This window comes from Azovibrio restrictus DSM 23866, from assembly GCF_000429665.1.
Lineage (GTDB): Bacteria > Pseudomonadota > Gammaproteobacteria > Burkholderiales > Rhodocyclaceae > Azovibrio > Azovibrio restrictus.
In genome coordinates this window covers 44,730-61,142 of record NZ_AUCH01000013.1, presented here as the reverse complement: position 1 = coordinate 61,142, position 16,413 = coordinate 44,730, and the positions used below count along the sequence as shown (strand labels likewise).

The following is a 16,413-nucleotide window of genomic DNA, read 5'->3' as shown; positions in this document are numbered from 1 at the left end:
GTCAGGAAAATGGCATGGAACATGGCTATGCTTGCCTCATCAACCCGGCTTGAGGGAAGGAGACACGATGAGTTCAGGTTCGCTGGAGAGCATACTGTGCAAGTACGATGGCAGTCCCCATAATCTGCTGCAGATTCTGCGCGAGGTTCAGGAAGAGGAGGGCTGGATCACCCCGGCCACGGTGGCCGCCCTGGAGACGGCCCTGGCCGTGCCCCGGGCCAAGATCGAGGGGGCGGCCAGTTTCTATTCCTTCCTGCACCTGCAGCCGGTGGGGCGCTACCGGATCCTGTTCTCCGACAACATCATCGACCGGATGGGCGGCAGCCAGGCCCTGATGGAACGGCTCTGCAACCTGCTCTGGGTGGAGCCGGGCAAGCTCTCCGAAGATGGGCTGGTGAGCGTCACCACCACTTCCTGCACCGGCATGTGCGACCAGGGTCCGGCCCTGCTGGTCAATGGCCGGGCCATCACCCGGGTGGATGAGGCGCGCATCGACGCCATCGCCGAGCGGGTGCGGGCCCAGGTGCCTCTGGCGGAATGGCCCGGGGAGTGGTTCCAGGTGGAGGACAACGTGCATAGGCGCGACATCCTCCTGGGCAGCGATTTCGAGCCGGGTTCCGGCCTGCGGGCCCTGCATGCCCGGGTGGAAACCGACGGGATTCAGGCTTCCAACACCCGCTCCTGGCGGGAAGGCCTGCCCCGGGGGCTGGTGGGACCGGCCACCATGCTCGACGAGATCAAGCACGCCAACCTGCGCGGCCGGGGCGGCGCCGGGTTCACCACGGGGCTGAAGTGGGAAGCCTGCCGCAACGCCCCCCTGGCCGACGGCCAGGACCGCATCGTGGTCTGCAATGCCGACGAAGGGGAGCCCGGCACCTTCAAGGACCGGGTGCTGCTCACCTCCCATGCCGACATGGTGTTCGAGGGCATGACCCTGGCGGCCTACGCCGTGGGCGCCCGCCGGGGTTTCCTCTACCTGCGCGGCGAGTACCGCTACCTGCTGGAGCATCTGGAAGGAGTGCTGGCCCGGCGCCGGCGCGACAACCTCCTGGGGCACAGCATCATCGGCATTCCCGGGGCTGATTTCGACATCAAGATCCATGTGGGTTTCGGCGCCTACGTCTGCGGCGAGGAGTCGGCCCTGATCGAATCCCTGGAAGGCAAGCGGGGCACCCCCCGCAACCGGCCGCCTTTCCCGGTCACCCATGGCTACCTGGACCAGCCCACCATCGTCAACAACGTGGAGACCTTTGCCGCGGCCGCCCTGATCGCCCTGAACGGGGGCGAGTGGTACAAGAACATCGGCACCTCCCACTCGGCGGGCAGCAAGATCCTTTCCGTTTCCGGCGACTGCGAACGGCCCGGCCTCTACGAATTTCCCTTCGGGGTCAGCGTCGCCGAGGTGCTGGAGGCCTGCGGCGCCAAGGATACCCAGGCGGTGCAGGTGAGCGGGCCCTCGGGCTTCACCATTGCCGCCCACGAGTTCGACCGCAAGATCTGTTTCGAGGACATCCCCACGGCCGGGGCCTTCATGGTGTTCGACAAGACCCGGGACATGTTCCAGGTGGCGCGCAACTTCGTGCATTTCTTCGCCCATGAGAGCTGTGGTTTCTGTACCCCCTGCCGGGTCGGCACCTCGCTGCTCCGGAACCTGATGGACAAGCTCCACAACGGCCAGGGCTCGCCCTACGATTTCGAGGAGATCGAGAAGCTGAACCACATCCTCCAGGCCATGAGCCACTGCGGTCTGGGCCACTCGGCCTGCAACCCGGTGCTGGACACCATAGAGAAGTTCCGGCCGGCCTACGACAGCCGGCTGCTGCATCAGCAATTCACCCCGGCCTTCGATCTGGACCAGGCCCTGTCCCAGGCCCGGCAGATGACCGGGCGGGATGACGAACTGGCCCATTTCGGCGCTGAACACGGAGACAAGCAATGACCCAGACTTTCATCCTGGACGGTCGCGAGATTCCCTTCGAGCCGGGCCAGACCATCATCCAGGCCGCCCTGGCGGCCGGCGTCTTCATCCCCCACCTGTGCTACCACCCGGAGTTCAAGCCCCACGGCTCCTGCAAGCTGTGCACCGTCAAGGTCAATGGCCGGCATACGGCCTCGTGCACCTACAAGGCAGCCCCTGGCCTGGAGGTGCAGAGCAATACGGAGGAGTTGAACGGGGAGCGGCGCACCCTGGTGCAGATGCTGTTCGTGGAAGGCAACCATTTCTGCCCTTCCTGCGAGAAGAGCGGCGACTGCCAGCTCCAGGCCACGGCCTACGAGCTGGGCATGATGTCGCCCCATTTCGATCACTTCTTTCCGGACCGGCCCGTGGATGCCTCCCATCCGGAACTGCTGCTGGATTTCAACCGCTGCATCCTCTGTTCCCTCTGCGTCCGGGCCAGCCGCGATGTGGATGGCAAGAGCGTGTTCGCCCTGGCCGAGCGGGGCATCGACTCCCACCTGATCGTCAATGCTGCCTCGGGGCGGCTGGCCGATACCAACGTGGCCCTGGAAGACAAGGCCGTGCAGGTCTGTCCGGTGGGGGTGATCCTGAGGAAGCGCAAGGGGTTTGCCGTGCCCATCGGCCAGCGGACCTATGACGAGGCGCCCATTTCCGGGCACCTGCCCCTGGCCGAGGAGTGCTGAAGATGGAAGTCCTGGAAAAGAAGAAACTGAAGGTGGCCACCACTTCCCTGGCCGGCTGCTTCGGCTGCCACATGTCCTTCCTGGACATCGATGAGCGCCTTTTCGATCTGGTGCAGCTGGTGGAATTCGACCGTTCCCCCCTGACCGACATCAAGGAAGTCGGGGAGTGCGACATCGGCATCATCGAAGGGGGGTTGTGCAACGCGGAGAATGTCCATGTGCTGCTGGAATTCCGCCGCCAGTGCAAGATTCTGATTGCCCTGGGGGCCTGCGCCGTGAATGGGGGCCTGCCGGCCCAGCGCAATCACCTGCCGCTCACGGACATCCTCTCGGAGGTGTACCTGTCCAGTCCGGGGCTGGGCAATGGCATGATTCCCAATGATCCGGAGCTGCCCCTGCCCCTGAACCAGGTGCATCCGATCCACGAGGTGGTCAAGGTGGATATCTTCATCCCCGGCTGCCCCCCTTCCGGCGACGCCATCTGGAAGGTGCTGACCGACCTGCTGTCCGGCCGTAATCCCAGCCTGGGCCACGGCCTGATTCACTACGATTGAGAGGGTGAGCATGAGTTTTCCGCTAGAAACCGCCGAGAATCCGGAAAAGCTGCGCCGGGTGGCCATTGATCCCGTGTCCCGGGTGGAGGGCCACGGCAAGGTGACCATCCTCCTGGACGAGCAGAACAAGGTGCACCAAGTGCGCCTGCACATCGTCGAGTTCCGGGGCTTTGAACGCTTCATCCAGGGGCGGCCCTACTGGGAGGTGCCGGTGATGGTGCAGCGCCTGTGCGGCATCTGCCCGGTCTCCCACCACCTGGCCGCGGCCAAGGCCCTGGACCGGGTCCTGGGCGTGCGGCAGCTGACCCCCACGGCGGAGAAGATGCGCCGCCTGATGCACTACGGCCAGATGCTCCAGTCCCATGCCCTGCATTTCTTCCACCTGTCCTCCCCTGACCTGCTGTTCGGTTTCGATTCCGAGGTCTCCAAGCGCAACATCGTCGGCGTTGCCGAGAAGCATCCGGACACGGCCAGGAAGGGCGTGCTGCTGCGGAAGTTCGGTCAGGAGGTGATCCGTCTCACCGCCGGCAAGCGGGTGCATGGCACCGGGGCCGTGCCCGGCGGGGTGAACAAGTCCCTGAGCCGGGCGGAGCGGGACGAGCTCCTGAAGGACATCTATCAGATCGTGGCCTGGAGCCGGGACGCGGTGCACCTGGCCCGGGACCTGCACACCAGCGATCCGGCCCTGTACAACAGCTTCGGCACCTTCCGTTCCAACATGCTCTCCATCGTCGGCCACAACGGCGACCTGGACTTCTACCACGGCACCCTGCGCGCCAAGGACGAAAACGGTGGCCTGATTCTCGACGGCGCCGACTACCAGGGCTACGACAGCATCCTGGAAGAGGAGGTCAAGTCCTGGAGCTACATGAAGTTCCCCTTCATCAAGTCCCTGGGCAAGGAGCAGGGCTGGTACAAGGTGGGCCCCCTGGCCCGGGTGCAGAACTGTAACCAGATTCCCACCCCGCTGGCCGAGGCCGAGCGCCGGGAATTCGTGGACTATGCCGGCGGCACGCCCATGCATGCGCCCCTGGCCTACCACTGGACCCGCATGATCGAGGTGCTGCATGCGGCCGAGGTGATCAAGGACCTGCTCCACGACGACGACATCATGGGCACCGAGCTGATGGCCGAAGGACAGCGCCAGCAGGAAGGGGTGGGGGTGATCGAGGCACCCCGGGGCACCCTGTTCCACCATTACCAGGTGGACGAGAACGATCTCATCACCATGTGCAACCTGATCGTTTCCACCACCAACAACAACCAGGCCATGAACGAGGCGGTGCGCCAGGTGGCCCGGCGTTACCTGCACGGGCGGGAAGTGACCGAAGGGCTGTTGAACCACATCGAAGTGGCGATCAGGGCTTTCGATCCCTGCCTCTCCTGCGCCACCCACGCCCTGGGCAAGATGCCCCTGGAGGTGGAGCTACTCGATGCCGGGGGCGGGCTGCTGGACCGGCTCGCCAAACAGGGGGACGGGGCCTTGTGCGCCAGCCTGGGGTGAGCCCGCCGGTGAGCATGTTGGTGTTGGCCATACCGGCTGGCAGATGAAGTTTCTTGCAAGGGAGTAAATGAATGATGCGTCGTTGCTTGTGCCTGGGCATGCTGCTGCTCTCGCTGGCGGCCCAGGGGGCTGATCTGGCGGGGTCCAAGGACCATCCGGCCATCAAGCGTTTTGCCGGGTCGGAGATCGTGACCTATGACTACAAGCGCTTCGATGCCTTCGATCTCCAGACCTCCACATTCCAGCAGTACAACCTGGAGACCAAGCAGCGGGAGTACGCCAGTCCTCCCCTGCATCTGGAAGGGGCGCGCACCACCATCTGGTATGAATCCCCCGGGGACACCAGTGCCACGGAACTGCTGCGCAACTACCAGAACGAGTTGCAGGCCAGGGGCTTCAAGATTCTCTACGACTCCACCAAGGACCCTGCCGCCACCCGCTGGAATAATTACCTGACCCCCTTCGGGGCGGTGGAATACAAGACCAGCCGCAGCCGCTATGTGATGTACGCCGCGGACAGCCGCGGGGTGAGGGTGTCCACGGCCAGGCTGGACAAGCCCGAGGGCAGCATTTACGTGGCCCTGACGGCGGTGGAGTGGAACAAGGACGACAGCACCTTCAAGGCCAAGCGGGGGGCCTACATCGCGGTGGAGATCATCGAACCCAAGGCCATGACCCAGAACATGGTGCTGGTGAAGGCGGACGAAATGTCCAAGGCCATGGCCACCCATGGCAAGGTGGCCTTGTACGGCATCTACTTCGATACCAACAAGGCCGAGATCAAGCCCGAATCCCGGCCGGCCCTGGAAGAAATCGCCAAGCTGCTGAAGGGGGAACCCGGGCTGCGCCTCCACATCGTGGGCCATACGGACAACGTGGGTGGGCTGGAATCCAACATGGGGCTTTCCCGGCGGCGGGCCGAGGCGGTGCAGGCGGCCCTGGTGGGCAGCTTCGGAATCGCCGCCAGCCGTCTGACGGCCAATGGGGTGGGCTATCTGGCCCCCGTGGCCAGCAATGGCGCCGAGGAGGGGCGGGCCAAGAACCGCCGGGTGGAACTGGTACCCCAGTAAATGCCTGCACCGCTTTGCACGAGCCTGAGGGAGGAAGATGAGTCCTGACGTGGTGATTTTCGCCATTGGCAACCCCAGCCGGGGTGATGACGCCCTGGGGCCGCTGCTCATGGAGCGCCTGCGGGACTGGCTGCCCCTGCAGCCCGAGGGGGCCCGTTTCGAGCTGGTGGAGGACTTCCAGCTGCAGGTGGAACATGCCCTGGACCTGGAAGGCAAATCCCTGGCCCTGTTCATCGATGCCGGCAGCGGTACTCCGGCCCCCTACAGTTTCACCCCGGTCCGGGCGGCCGGGGATTTCACCCACACCTCCCATGCCCTGGAGCCCGCCACGGTGCTGCACGTCCAGGGCAAGCTGCAGGGAGCAGCTCCGCCGCCGGCCTTCGTGCTCTGCGTCCGGGGTGAGGCCTTCGAGCTGGGCGAACCCTTGAGCCCGGCCGCTCTGGAACACCTGGAGCAGGCTTGGGAACGGCTCCAGTCCTTGTGCCGGGACGCTTGTCCGGAGGCCTGGGCGTATAATTCAGGCATCTAACTGACTTTTGGGTCAGTAGTTTCCTGGAGCCTGTCATGCAAAAGCGAATCATCCTGGGCGGGGCCCTGGTGGCAGCCCTGGCAGCGGTGGCGGCCTGGTGGACCCTGCGGCCCCAGCCCCTGCCGGCCTGGATCACCTATGGCAATGGCCGCCTGGAAGCCACGGAGGTTGATGTCTCCAGCAAGAGCACCGGGCGCCTTCTGACCCTGACTCCGAGGGAAGGGGACCGGGTGACGGCGGGGCAGGTGGTGGCCATCCTGGATGCAGAAGACCTGGCAGCCCGCCTCAAGGCCCTGGAAGCCCAGGTGCGCCAGGCCCGGGAAGGGGCCCGGGAGGCCCAGGCCGGGGTCCGGCAGGCGGCTGCCGATGCGGGTCTGGCCGCCAAGGTTCTGGCCCGGACCCGGCAACTGGTGGACAAGGGCTTCATCTCCAGTCAGCGTCTGGACCAGGACCGGGCCAGTGTGCAAAGCGCCGAGGCCGGCCTGGCCGCGGCCCGCACCCGGGTGGCCGAGGCGGAAGCCAGCGTTGCCGCCGCCGAGGCCCAGGTGGAAAGCCTGCGCGCCACCTTGCTGGACAGCACCCTCAAGTCCCCCATTGACGGCCGGGTGCTCTACCGGCTGGCGGAGCCCGGGGAGGTCCTGGGGGCGGGGGGCAAGGCCCTGACCCTGCTCGATACCAGCGATTTCTACATGACCGTTTTCCTGCCCACGGCCGAGGCGGGGCGCATCGCCCCCGGGGCGCCGGCGCGCATCCTGCTGGATGCCTGGCCGGACGAGGTGATCCCGGCCCAGGTCAGTTTCGTGGCGCCCCGGGCCCAGTTCACCCCCCGGGAGGTGGAGACCCGCAGCGAGCGGGAGAAACTGATGTTCCGGGTCAAGCTGCGGGTCGATGGGGACTGGCTGGCGGCTAACCAGGCCCGCCTCAACAGTGGTGTGCCCGGGATGGCCTATGTGAGCCTGGAGCCGCAACAGCCCTGGCCTGAGTTCCTGCAGCTGCACCAGAGCCCATGAACACCGCCCTGCCGGTGGCCCGTCTGCAGGAGGTCCGTCAGTGCTACGGCCCGGTGGCCGCCCTGGACGGGGTGAGCCTGGACCTGCCCGGCGGCTGCATGGTGGGCCTGGTGGGGCCGGACGGCGTGGGGAAATCCTCTCTCCTGGCCCTGGTGTCCGGCGCCCGGCGGCTGCAGCAGGGCAGGGTGGAAGTACTGGGGGGCGACATGGCCGATCCCGGCCAGCGGGCCGGGCTGCAGCCCCGCATCGCCTACATGCCCCAGGGTCTGGGGCGCAATCTCTATCCCACCCTGTCGGTGTTCGAGAACGTGGATTTCTTCGGCCGCCTGTTTGGTCTGGGGCGGCGGGAACGGCTGCAGCGCATCGATGAACTGCTCCTGGGCACCGGCCTGTCCCCCTTCCGGGACCGTCCCGCCGCCAAGCTCTCCGGCGGCATGAAGCAGAAGCTGGGCCTCTGCTGTGCCCTGATCCACGATCCCGACCTGCTCATCCTGGATGAGCCCACCACCGGGGTCGATCCCCTTTCCCGGCGCCAGTTCTGGGCCCTGGTCAATGACCTGCGCCAGCGCCGGCCGGGCATGAGCGTTCTGGTCGCCACCGCCTACATGGAGGAGGCGGATGCCTTCGACTGGCTGGTGGCCATGGATGCCGGCAAGGTGCTGGGCACCGGTACTCCTGCAGACCTGCGGGCCCGCACCGGGGCGGCCAGCCTGGAGGAGGCTTTCATCCGCCTGTTGCCGGATGCCCGCCGGGACGGCCACGCGCCCCTGGTGATCCCGCCCCTGGCTCCCGATGGCGACGGGGACTGGGCCATCGTGGCCGAGGGCCTGACCCAGCGCTTCGGGGATTTCACCGCCGTGGATCAGGTCAGCTTCCGCATCGGCCGGGGGGAAATCTTCGGTTTCCTGGGCTCCAACGGCTGCGGCAAGACCACCACCATGAAGATGCTCACGGGCCTGCTGCCCCCCAGCGCCGGGCAGGCCCGCCTGTTCGGCCGGGTCGTGGATGCCCGGGACCTGGAAACCCGGCGCCAGGTGGGCTACATGTCCCAGTCCTTTTCCCTGTACGGGGAGTTGAGCGTGCTGCAGAACCTGGACCTGCACGCCCGCCTGTTCCACCTGCCCGAGGCTCGGCGCCAGGCCCGCATTGCCCGGCTGATGCAGCAGTTCGGCCTGGAGGAATACCAGAATGTGGCAGCGGAACGCCTGCCCCTGGGCATCCGCCAGCGCCTTTCCCTGGCCGTGGCCGTGGTGCATGAGCCCCGGCTGCTGATCCTGGATGAACCCACTTCCGGGGTGGACCCGGTGGCCCGGGACCAGTTCTGGGCCCTGCTGGTACAGCTTTCCCGGGAGCAGGGGGTGACCATCTTCATTTCCACCCACTTCATGAACGAAGCCCTGCGCTGCGACCGGATTTCCCTGATGCACGCCGGGCGGGTGCTGGCCAGCGACAAGCCCCGGGCCCTGGCCGAGGCCCGGGGCGGCGGCGACCTGGAAACCGCCTTCATTGCCTACCTGGAAGAAGCCCTGGCCCAGAGCGGCAGCCCGGTCCCGGCGGGGGAGGCGGCTCCGTCCGCCCAGCAGCAGCCAGCTTCCAGGGCAACCCCCGGTCCTGGCACCCGGGGGTTTTCTCTGGGGCGGCTGCTGGGCTACGCCTACCGGGAGGGGCTGGAGCTGTACCGGGACCCGATCCGTTTGGCCTTCGCCCTGCTGGGCTCGGTGGTGCTGATGTTCGTGCTGGGCTACGGCATTTCCATGGACGTGGAGGGCCTGCGTTTTGCGGTGCTGGACCGGGACGACAGCCCCGAAAGCCGGGCCTATGTGCAGAACATTTCCGGCTCCCGCTACTTCATCGAACGGCCGCCCCTGGCGAGCACGGCGGAGATGGACCGGCGCATGAAGAAGGGGGAGCTGTCCCTGGCCCTGGAGATTCCCCCGGGCTTTGGCCGGGACCTGCGCTCCGGGCGCCGGCCCGAGGTGGGCGTCTGGGTCGATGGCGCCATGCCTTATCGGGGTGAGACCATCCGGGGCTACGTCCAGGGTATGCACCAGCAGTATCTGGAGGACCTGAGCCTGATGCGGACCGGCGAGCTTCCGGCCGGAGCGGCCACCCTGGAATCCCGTTACCGCTACAACCAGGATTTCAAGAGCATCTACGCCATGGTGCCGGCGGTGATTCCCCTGCTGCTGGTGTTCATCCCCGCCATCCTCACCGCCCTGGGCGTGGTGCGGGAGAAGGAGCTGGGCTCCATCACCAATCTCTACGTGACCCCGGTGACCCGCCTGGAATTCCTGCTGGGCAAGCAGCTGCCCTATGTGCTCCTGTCCCTGGCCAGCTTCTTCCTGCTGGTGCTGCAGGTGGTGTGGGTGTTCGGCGTACCCCTGAAGGGCAGTTTCCCCACCCTGGCCCTGGGGGCCCTCCTGTACGTGCTGGCCACCACCGGCCTGGGCCTTTTGATGTCCACCTTCACCCGCACCCAGATCGCCGCCCTGTTCGGCACCGCCATCCTGACCATGCTGCCCACCGTGCAATTTTCCGGCCTGACCACGCCGGTGAGTGCCCTGGAGGGCTTCGGTTACTGGGTCGGGCAGTTCTATCCGGCCAGCTATTTCCTGGTCATCAGCCGGGGCGTATTCACCAAGGCCCTGGAGTTCCGGGACCTGGCCGGCCAGCTGCTGGCCCTGGCCCTGTTCACCCCGGTGCTCTGGGGCCTGTGCGCGGCGCTCCTGAAGAAGCAGGAGGACTGAACATGGATGGCTGGCGCGGTTCCCTCATCAACATCTACCGGCTGGGTCTGAAGGAGCTGCGCTCCCTGGCGGCGGACAAGGTGCTCCTGGCCCTGATGCTCTGGGCCTTCTCCGGCGCCATCTACGAGGCGGCTACCGGGGTTTCCCAGGAGCTCAACAATGCGGCGGTGGCGATTGTGGACGAGGACGATTCCCCCCTTTCCCGAAGCTTTGCCCAGGCCCTCTATCCGCCTTACTTCCAGCAGCCCGAGTTCATCAGCCTGGCCCAGGTGGACCCGGGCATGGACAAGGGGCGCTACTCCTTCGTGCTGATCATTCCCGCCGGGTTCCAGCGGGACCTGGCCTCGGGACGGCAGCCGGAACTGCAGCTCAATGTGGACGCCACAGTCATGAGCCAGGCCTTCATCGGCAGCAGCTACATCAGCCAGATCGTCCAGGGGGAAATCAACGCCTTCCTCACCGGGCACCGGGAGGGAACGGCCGAGAGCCCGGTGCAGCTGGTGACCCGGGTGCGCTTCAATCCCAATCTCAAGGGGTTCTGGTTTGGCGGGGTGATGGAGGTGATCAACAACCTGACCATGCTCACCATCATCCTGGTGGGGGCGGCCTTCATCCGGGAGCGGGAGCACGGCACCCTGGAGCATCTGCTGGTGATGCCCCTGAAACCCCTGGAGATCATGTTGGCCAAGATCTGGGCCAACGGGGTGGCGGTGCTGCTGGGGGCGGGCTTCGCTCTGACGGTGGTGATCCAGTACCTGCTCAAGGTGCCCATCGCCGGCTCCGTGCCCTTGTTTCTGGGGGCGGCGGCGGTTTACCTGTTCGCGGCGGCCTCCATCGGCATTTTCCTGGGGACGGTGGCCCGCTCCATGCCTCAGCTGGGGCTGCTGATCATCCTCACCATCATCCCCCTGCAGATGCTTTCCGGCGGGGTGACGCCCCGGGAGAGCATGCCGGAGCTGGTGCAGCAGCTGATGCTGCTGACGCCCACCACCTATTTCGTGCGCCTGGCCCAGGCAATCCTTTACCGGGGCGCCGGGGCGCTCCAGGTGTGGGGGGATTTTCTTGCCATGGGAGGGGTGGGGGCGGTGTTCTTTGCCCTGGCCCTGTACCGTTTCCGCCGCGCGGTGGCCCAGACCCAGGGGTAGTGCGACCGGGCAGCGGGGCTGCCCGGCGGGGCAGGTCAGCGATAGACCAGGACGGGAATCTTGGAGTGGGTCAGGACCTTGTTGGTCTCGCTGCCCAGGAGCAGGCCGCTGATGCCCTTGCGACCGTGGGAGGCCATGAAGATCAGGTCGCAGCCGGCCTTTTCGGCAGCTTCGATGATGGCTTCGTAAGGAATGTCGCTGGTGGCGCTCACGGTCTGGCATTCGACGCCAGCGGCGGCGCAGGCTTCCTGGACGAAGGCCAGGACTTCCTTGGCTTGCTGGTCGGCCATGTCGGCGAATTTTTCGGGGGTGGTGGGGTCGATCAGGGCGCCCTCGCCGAAATAGGTGACCGGGTATTCGGGCTTGGCGAAGAAGGCGGTGATCCGGGCGCCGGCTTCCTTGGCGAAGATTACGGCGCGGCTGACGGTGTCCTGGGAGAGCTGGGAACCATCCGTGGGGACCAGAATGTGCTTGAACATGACTGCTACTCCTATGATCCTGTTGTAGTGAAATTCGACGGGTTCATCCTACCCCAGACGGGCAGGAAATCAAGCCGGATGCGGTCTCGGCGCCTGTGGTATAAAACCGCTTCAACTCAGGAGTTTTTCAGATGACAGCCAACGCCCCTTCTTCCAAAGATCACAAGGGTTTCGACCTGGCAGCGGCCAGCCCCATGGAAATGTTGAGCGATAACCTGAGCAAGCATCTGGACCCGTTCGGGGTCACCACTTCCATGCTCAATGCCCAGATGGCCTGGCTCATGCATCCCCAGGAAATGGTGCGGGCCATGTCCTCCCTGTCCGGCGACCTGGTGGCCCTGCAGGCCCACGTGATGCGCCGGGCCTTCGGCCTGCCCTCCACGGATGTGATCGAGCCCCACGCCGACGATGCCCGTTTTGCCGATCCGGTCTGGGAGCACTCTCCCACCTGGGACATCATCAAGGAGTGGTACCTGGCCTTCACCCACCGGCTCCAGGACATGTATTTCGAGACCCCCGGCCTGTCCGACAAGGAGCGGCGCCGGGCTGCCTTCTGGCTGCGCAAGTGGCTGAACGCGGTGGCCCCCACCAATTTCTTCTGGGCCAATCCGGTCGCCCTGAAAAAGTATGTGGAAAGCCACGGGGAGAGCCTGGCCAACGGTTTTCGCAATTTTCTCCGGGACGCCCAGGCGCGCAACATCCTGATGGTGGAGGAGCAGGCCTTCCAGGTGGGCCAGGACCTGGCCACCACGCCGGGGAAGGTGATCTTCCGCAACCGTCTGCTGGAAATCATCCATTACACGCCGACGACGGAAAAGGTGCACGGGACCCCGCTGCTGATCGTCACGCCCTGGATCAACAAGTTCTACATCCTCGACCTGAACCCCAAGAAGAGCATGGTCAAGTACCTGGTGGATCAGGGTTTTTCAGTGTTCATCACCAGCTGGAAAAATCCCACGGCGGACATGTCCAGCATCACCTTCGACGATTATCTGCGCGAAGGGGTCCATGAGGCGGTGGAAGCGGTGCGGGACTTCTGTCAGGTACCCCGGATACATCTGGCCGGTTACTGCATCGGCGGTACCATGGTGTCTACCTACATGGCCTGGGCCAACCGCCATTTCGGTGCCGACAAGGTGCCGGTGGCCGACTGGACCCTGTTTACCACCCTCACGGATTTCTCCCACCCCGGGGATATCGACGTCTTCATCGACGAGGCCAGCATCCGCGCCCTGGAAGAATCCATGGCCAAGAAGGGCTACCTGGATGGCAGCGAGATGGCCTCGGCCTTCCGCATGCTGCGCTCCAACAGCCTGGTCTGGCACTACTGGGTGCACAGCTACCTCTACGGGGAGTCCCTGCCGCCCTTCGACGTGCTGTTCTGGAACATGGATACCACGCGCATGCCCTATGCGATGCACAGCTACTACCTGCGCGAGATGTACCTGAACAATAACCTGATCAAGCGGGACAAGCTCACTGTGGCCGGTGAGCCCATAGACCTGCGCCGCATCACCCAGCCTCTGTACGCGGTGACGGCGGAAGATGACCACATCGCCCCCTGGAACCAGTGTTACCGGATCCGCAAGTACCTGAACGTGGAAGCTCCCGTGCGCTTCGTGCTGTCTACTTCCGGGCACATCCTGGGGATCGTCAATCCTCCGGTCCATCCGCCCAAGCGGGCCTACTGGGCCGGAGAGCCGCTGCCCAACGAGCACTACGAGGACTGGCAACGGCGCAGCCGGCAGCAGCCCGGCACCTGGTGGGAGGACTGGACCCGCTGGCTCAGATCCCGGGGGGACGAACTTATCGACGCCTTGCCGGTCTCAACCCGCAAGTATCCGGCCCTGGCGGACGCCCCGGGCACCTACGTACTGGAAAAGTAGTGCTTTCCAGCTCGGGCGGTGCCGGCCTGGGGCACCGCCCCAAGCCGTTTTCCAGGCCTCCGGCCAGGGGCTTTCGGCCTGTTTCCAACGCTTTTTTCCGGCTTTCCGGGCAAAGTCGACTTAGGTCAAACGATGCACCGGATTTTCTGCTACCCTTGCTCGCCTTTTTAATCTGGTTTTAATTCGATGTCAGCTTCGCCTTCCCCCTTCCCCCTTCTTAAAGTCAAGAACAAGGCTCTGCTGCCCATCGTGCAGGGGGGTATGGGGGTCGGCATTTCGGCCCGCAAGCTGGTGGGGGCGGTGGCGGCCGAGAATGCCGTGGGCACCGTGGCCAGCGTGGACCTGCGCCGGCACCATCCGGACCTGATGGAAATGACCTCCCGGATCAAGGACCGGGATGCCAACAAGGAAGCCATCTGGAAGGCCAACTGCATCGCCCTGGACCGGGAAATCCGGGGAGCCCAGGAAATCGCCCAGGGCCGGGGCCTGATCGCGGTCAACGTGATGCGCGCCGTGTCCCAGTATCAGGAGTATGTGCGCCAGTCCTGCGAATCCGGGGCCGACGCCATCGTGATGGGGGCCGGTCTGCCCCTGGACCTGCCCGAACTGACCGCCGACTTTCCCCATGTGGCCCTGTTCCCCATCCTTTCCGATGTGCGCGGTGTGGTCCTGACCCTGAAGAAATGGATGCGCAAGGGCAAGCTCCCCGACGCCATCGTGATCGAACATCCGGCCTATGCCGGCGGCCACCTGGGAGCGGCCAAGAAGGAAGAGCTGCAGCATGAGCGCTTCGACTTCGAAGTGGTGCTGCCCGGTGTCCTGGAGGCCTTCAAGGAGCTGGGCATCGAATCCGAGAACATTCCCCTGATTCCCGCCGGCGGCATCAACAGCCACGAGAAGGTGGTGGAGATGTTCAAGCTCGGGGCCTCCGCCGTGCAACTGGGCACGGCCTTCGCGGTGGCGGAGGAGGGGGATGCCCACATCGAATTCAAGAAGATCCTCGCCGGTGCCAAGCGCGAGGACGTGGTGGAATTCATGAGCTGTGCCGGTCTGCCGGCCCGGGCCGTGCGCACCCCCTGGCTGGAGAAATACTTGGCCCGGGAAGAGCACCTGATGAAGGCGGCGGAAACCAAGGACCACCAGTGCACCCTGGCCTGGGACTGCCTGGTGTCCTGCGGTCTCCGGGACGCCAATCCCAAGCATGGCCAGTTCTGCATCGATCACCAGCTGGCGGCTGCCGTGCGTGGCGACGTGCAGAAGGGGCTGTTCTTCCGGGGCAAGAGCAGCCTGCCCTTCGGCTCGGCCATCCGTCCGGTCCATGAGCTGATCCACTACCTCCTGACCGGGGAAAAACCCTTGCTCGCATGACAGCACTCCAGCGCTCCGCGGACCCGGCCATGCCCGTTCCCTCGGCGGGACGGGACCTGGCCCGCATCGTCAGCATCAACGAGGAAATCAAGTCCATCGTTGCCGTGGCATTCAAGATCAACATCATGGCCTTGAATGCCATTTTTCTGGCCAAGCGGGCGGGGACCACGGCCCTGGGGTTCGGGGTGCTCTCCAACGAACTGCGGGTTTTTTCCCAGGACCTGAAGACGGCCATGGGGGGGCTGAGCGGCGTGATCCACAAGGCGGTGACCGAGGTTTCGGTGCTGCTCCAGGACCAGCGCACCCTGCGTCTCCTGCAGCAGGCCGAAGCCCAGAGCGGCGGCCATGCCCGGGTCCGGGAGGCTTTGCGCCTGCGCCTGGAGAAGATGGAGCGGCACCAGCTCAGCCTGGCGACCCAGCGCCGCCAGTTGCGCCAGGTGCTGGACAACGTGGCGCAGCTGGTGGAGCTGGGGGGCGTCCTGGCCAAGTCGGCCAAGATCGAGGCTGCCTATGGCCAGGGGTTTTCCGCTTCCCTGGGCCAGGTGTCCGGCGAATTTGACGGGGTGGTGGAGGAAATCCGCCGGTCCCTGGGTAATCTGAACAAGTCCGAGTTTTTTGCCCGGAGGTAGGCATCGATGAAGGCAACCCACTGTTTCTACCAGGATGGCGAGCACAAATGGGTCGCCATCGTGCGGGACCCGGCCAGGCCCGAGTGCCTGATCGATACCAACGAGTACCTGGTGGTGCATAACGGGGCGGGCCTGCTTATGGATCCGGGCGGTGCCGAGGTGTTTCCGGCCGTTTTTTCCGCCCTGTCGGCGGAGTTCGATCCGGGCGCCCTGGCCGGGCTGTTCGCCTCCCACCAGGACCCGGACATCATCTCTTCCCTGGCCCTGTGGCTGGAATTCAACCCCCGCCTGCCCTGCTACGTGAGCTGGCTGTGGGCTTCCTTCATTCCCCATTTCGGCGGCAGTGCCGAAACCTTCGTGGCCATCCCCGACGAGGGCATGGAGATCAATCTCAACGGGCTGACCCTGCAGGCGGTGCCGGCCCATTATCTGCACTCCTCCGGCAACTTCCATCTTTACGATGCCAAGGCCCGGGTCTTCTTCTCCGGCGACGTGGGCGCGGCCCTGCTGCCGCCCAAGTCGGACCCGCTGTTCGTGGAAAACTTCGATGCCCATATCCGGCACGCGGAGGCCTTCCATCGCCGCTGGATGGGTTCCAACGAAGCCAAGCGGGCCTGGTGCGAGCGGGTCTCCCGCCTCTCCATCGACATGCTCTGCCCCCAGCACGGGGCCATCTATCAGGGGGCGGACGTGGAGCGCTTCATCAACTGGTTCGACGGCCTCCGGGTGGGGATTGCCGCTGGCTGAGGATGGCCGGCCTGGCCCCGGGGGCCGGGCCCGTTTTTTGATGGCTATCAATGACCCCGGCTTCCGGGCTTGAGGACAATGCCTGCCCGTGTCCTCGGAGTT

The 16,413-nt window shown here is 65.4% G+C and carries 14 protein-coding genes; 13 read left to right on the top strand and 1 reads right to left on the bottom strand.

Going from position 1 to position 16,413, the window contains the following annotated elements; translation table 11 throughout:
* Positions 1–67: 67 nt before the first annotated feature.
* From G474_RS0111485 to G474_RS0111445, 9 genes are all read left to right on the top strand, one after another.
* Positions 68–1,939, top strand: coding sequence for an NAD(P)H-dependent oxidoreductase subunit E (locus tag G474_RS0111485; protein ID WP_026687100.1), 1,872 nt, complete (start codon positions 68–70; stop codon positions 1,937–1,939).
* The gene (locus G474_RS0111480) at positions 1,936–2,643 is read left to right on the top strand and encodes a 2Fe-2S iron-sulfur cluster-binding protein (RefSeq protein WP_026687099.1); all 708 of its coding nucleotides are present in this window, start codon (positions 1,936–1,938) and stop codon (positions 2,641–2,643) included. The genes G474_RS0111485 and G474_RS0111480 overlap by 4 nt, the downstream gene beginning before the upstream one ends.
* A gap of 2 nt (positions 2,644–2,645) precedes the next feature.
* Positions 2,646–3,197, top strand: a complete 552-nt coding sequence (locus G474_RS0111475) for an NADH-quinone oxidoreductase subunit B family protein (protein WP_043464166.1) — start codon at positions 2,646–2,648, stop codon at positions 3,195–3,197.
* A 10-nt stretch (positions 3,198–3,207) separates the two neighbouring features.
* On the top strand, positions 3,208–4,701 hold the full coding sequence (locus G474_RS0111470) for a Ni/Fe hydrogenase subunit alpha (RefSeq protein WP_026687097.1): 1,494 nt from the start codon (positions 3,208–3,210) through the stop codon (positions 4,699–4,701).
* A gap of 71 nt (positions 4,702–4,772) precedes the next feature.
* Positions 4,773–5,771, top strand: a complete 999-nt coding sequence (locus G474_RS0111465) for an OmpA family protein (RefSeq protein WP_156919247.1) — start codon at positions 4,773–4,775, stop codon at positions 5,769–5,771.
* 37 nt (positions 5,772–5,808) lie between these two features.
* Positions 5,809–6,300 carry a hydrogenase maturation protease gene (locus tag G474_RS0111460; protein ID WP_026687095.1) on the top strand — a complete coding sequence of 164 codons (492 nt, stop codon included), beginning with the start codon at positions 5,809–5,811 and terminating at the stop codon, positions 6,298–6,300.
* A gap of 35 nt (positions 6,301–6,335) precedes the next feature.
* On the top strand, positions 6,336–7,310 hold the full coding sequence (locus tag G474_RS0111455) for an HlyD family secretion protein (protein ID WP_026687094.1): 975 nt from the start codon (positions 6,336–6,338) through the stop codon (positions 7,308–7,310).
* Positions 7,307–10,057, top strand: a complete 2,751-nt coding sequence (gene rbbA / locus G474_RS0111450; protein ID WP_026687093.1) for a ribosome-associated ATPase/putative transporter RbbA — start codon at positions 7,307–7,309, stop codon at positions 10,055–10,057. The genes G474_RS0111455 and rbbA overlap by 4 nt, the downstream gene beginning before the upstream one ends.
* Before the next feature lie 2 nt (positions 10,058–10,059).
* A complete protein-coding gene (locus G474_RS0111445) occupies positions 10,060–11,202 on the top strand; it encodes an ABC transporter permease (protein WP_026687092.1) in 1,143 nt (380 codons plus the stop codon).
* A 35-nt stretch (positions 11,203–11,237) separates the two neighbouring features.
* Here the strand turns inward: G474_RS0111445 and G474_RS0111440 are convergent, their stop codons facing one another.
* Complete coding sequence (locus G474_RS0111440) at positions 11,238–11,681, bottom strand: universal stress protein (protein ID WP_026687091.1); 444 nt, start codon at positions 11,679–11,681, stop codon at positions 11,238–11,240.
* A 194-nt stretch (positions 11,682–11,875) separates the two neighbouring features.
* Here G474_RS0111440 and G474_RS0111435 point away from each other — a divergent pair, with 194 nt between their 5' ends.
* The 4 genes from G474_RS0111435 (at position 11,876) to G474_RS0111420 (ending at position 16,311) form a co-directional block, all read left to right on the top strand.
* Positions 11,876–13,567, top strand: coding sequence for a PHA/PHB synthase family protein (locus G474_RS0111435; RefSeq protein WP_043464201.1), 1,692 nt, complete (start codon positions 11,876–11,878; stop codon positions 13,565–13,567).
* A 186-nt stretch (positions 13,568–13,753) separates the two neighbouring features.
* Complete coding sequence (locus G474_RS20540) at positions 13,754–14,935, top strand: NAD(P)H-dependent flavin oxidoreductase (protein WP_043464162.1); 1,182 nt, start codon at positions 13,754–13,756, stop codon at positions 14,933–14,935.
* On the top strand, positions 14,932–15,564 hold the full coding sequence (locus G474_RS0111425) for a chemotaxis protein (protein ID WP_245589352.1): 633 nt from the start codon (positions 14,932–14,934) through the stop codon (positions 15,562–15,564). Before G474_RS20540 ends, G474_RS0111425 begins: the two co-directional genes overlap by 4 nt.
* Before the next feature lie 6 nt (positions 15,565–15,570).
* Positions 15,571–16,311, top strand: coding sequence for an oxygen-binding di-iron domain-containing protein (locus G474_RS0111420; RefSeq protein ID WP_026687088.1), 741 nt, complete (start codon positions 15,571–15,573; stop codon positions 16,309–16,311).
* Positions 16,312–16,413: the final 102 nt, after the last annotated feature.

Coding starts and splice junctions, on each gene's coding strand:
- G474_RS20540 (WP_043464162.1), top strand. CDS start 13,754: ATGTCAGCTTCGCCTTCCCCCTTCCCCCTTCTTAAAGTCAAGAACAAG.
- G474_RS0111420 (WP_026687088.1), top strand. CDS start 15,571: ATGAAGGCAACCCACTGTTTCTACCAGGATGGCGAGCACAAATGGGTC.
- G474_RS0111445 (WP_026687092.1), top strand. CDS start 10,060: ATGGATGGCTGGCGCGGTTCCCTCATCAACATCTACCGGCTGGGTCTG.
- G474_RS0111460 (WP_026687095.1), top strand. CDS start 5,809: ATGAGTCCTGACGTGGTGATTTTCGCCATTGGCAACCCCAGCCGGGGT.
- G474_RS0111440 (WP_026687091.1), bottom strand. CDS start 11,681: ATGTTCAAGCACATTCTGGTCCCCACGGATGGTTCCCAGCTCTCCCAG.
- G474_RS0111480 (WP_026687099.1), top strand. CDS start 1,936: ATGACCCAGACTTTCATCCTGGACGGTCGCGAGATTCCCTTCGAGCCG.
- G474_RS0111485 (WP_026687100.1), top strand. CDS start 68: ATGAGTTCAGGTTCGCTGGAGAGCATACTGTGCAAGTACGATGGCAGT.
- G474_RS0111425 (WP_245589352.1), top strand. CDS start 14,932: ATGACAGCACTCCAGCGCTCCGCGGACCCGGCCATGCCCGTTCCCTCG.
- G474_RS0111470 (WP_026687097.1), top strand. CDS start 3,208: ATGAGTTTTCCGCTAGAAACCGCCGAGAATCCGGAAAAGCTGCGCCGG.
- G474_RS0111435 (WP_043464201.1), top strand. CDS start 11,876: ATGGAAATGTTGAGCGATAACCTGAGCAAGCATCTGGACCCGTTCGGG.
- G474_RS0111455 (WP_026687094.1), top strand. CDS start 6,336: ATGCAAAAGCGAATCATCCTGGGCGGGGCCCTGGTGGCAGCCCTGGCA.
- rbbA (WP_026687093.1), top strand. CDS start 7,307: ATGAACACCGCCCTGCCGGTGGCCCGTCTGCAGGAGGTCCGTCAGTGC.
- G474_RS0111465 (WP_156919247.1), top strand. CDS start 4,773: ATGATGCGTCGTTGCTTGTGCCTGGGCATGCTGCTGCTCTCGCTGGCG.
- G474_RS0111475 (WP_043464166.1), top strand. CDS start 2,646: ATGGAAGTCCTGGAAAAGAAGAAACTGAAGGTGGCCACCACTTCCCTG.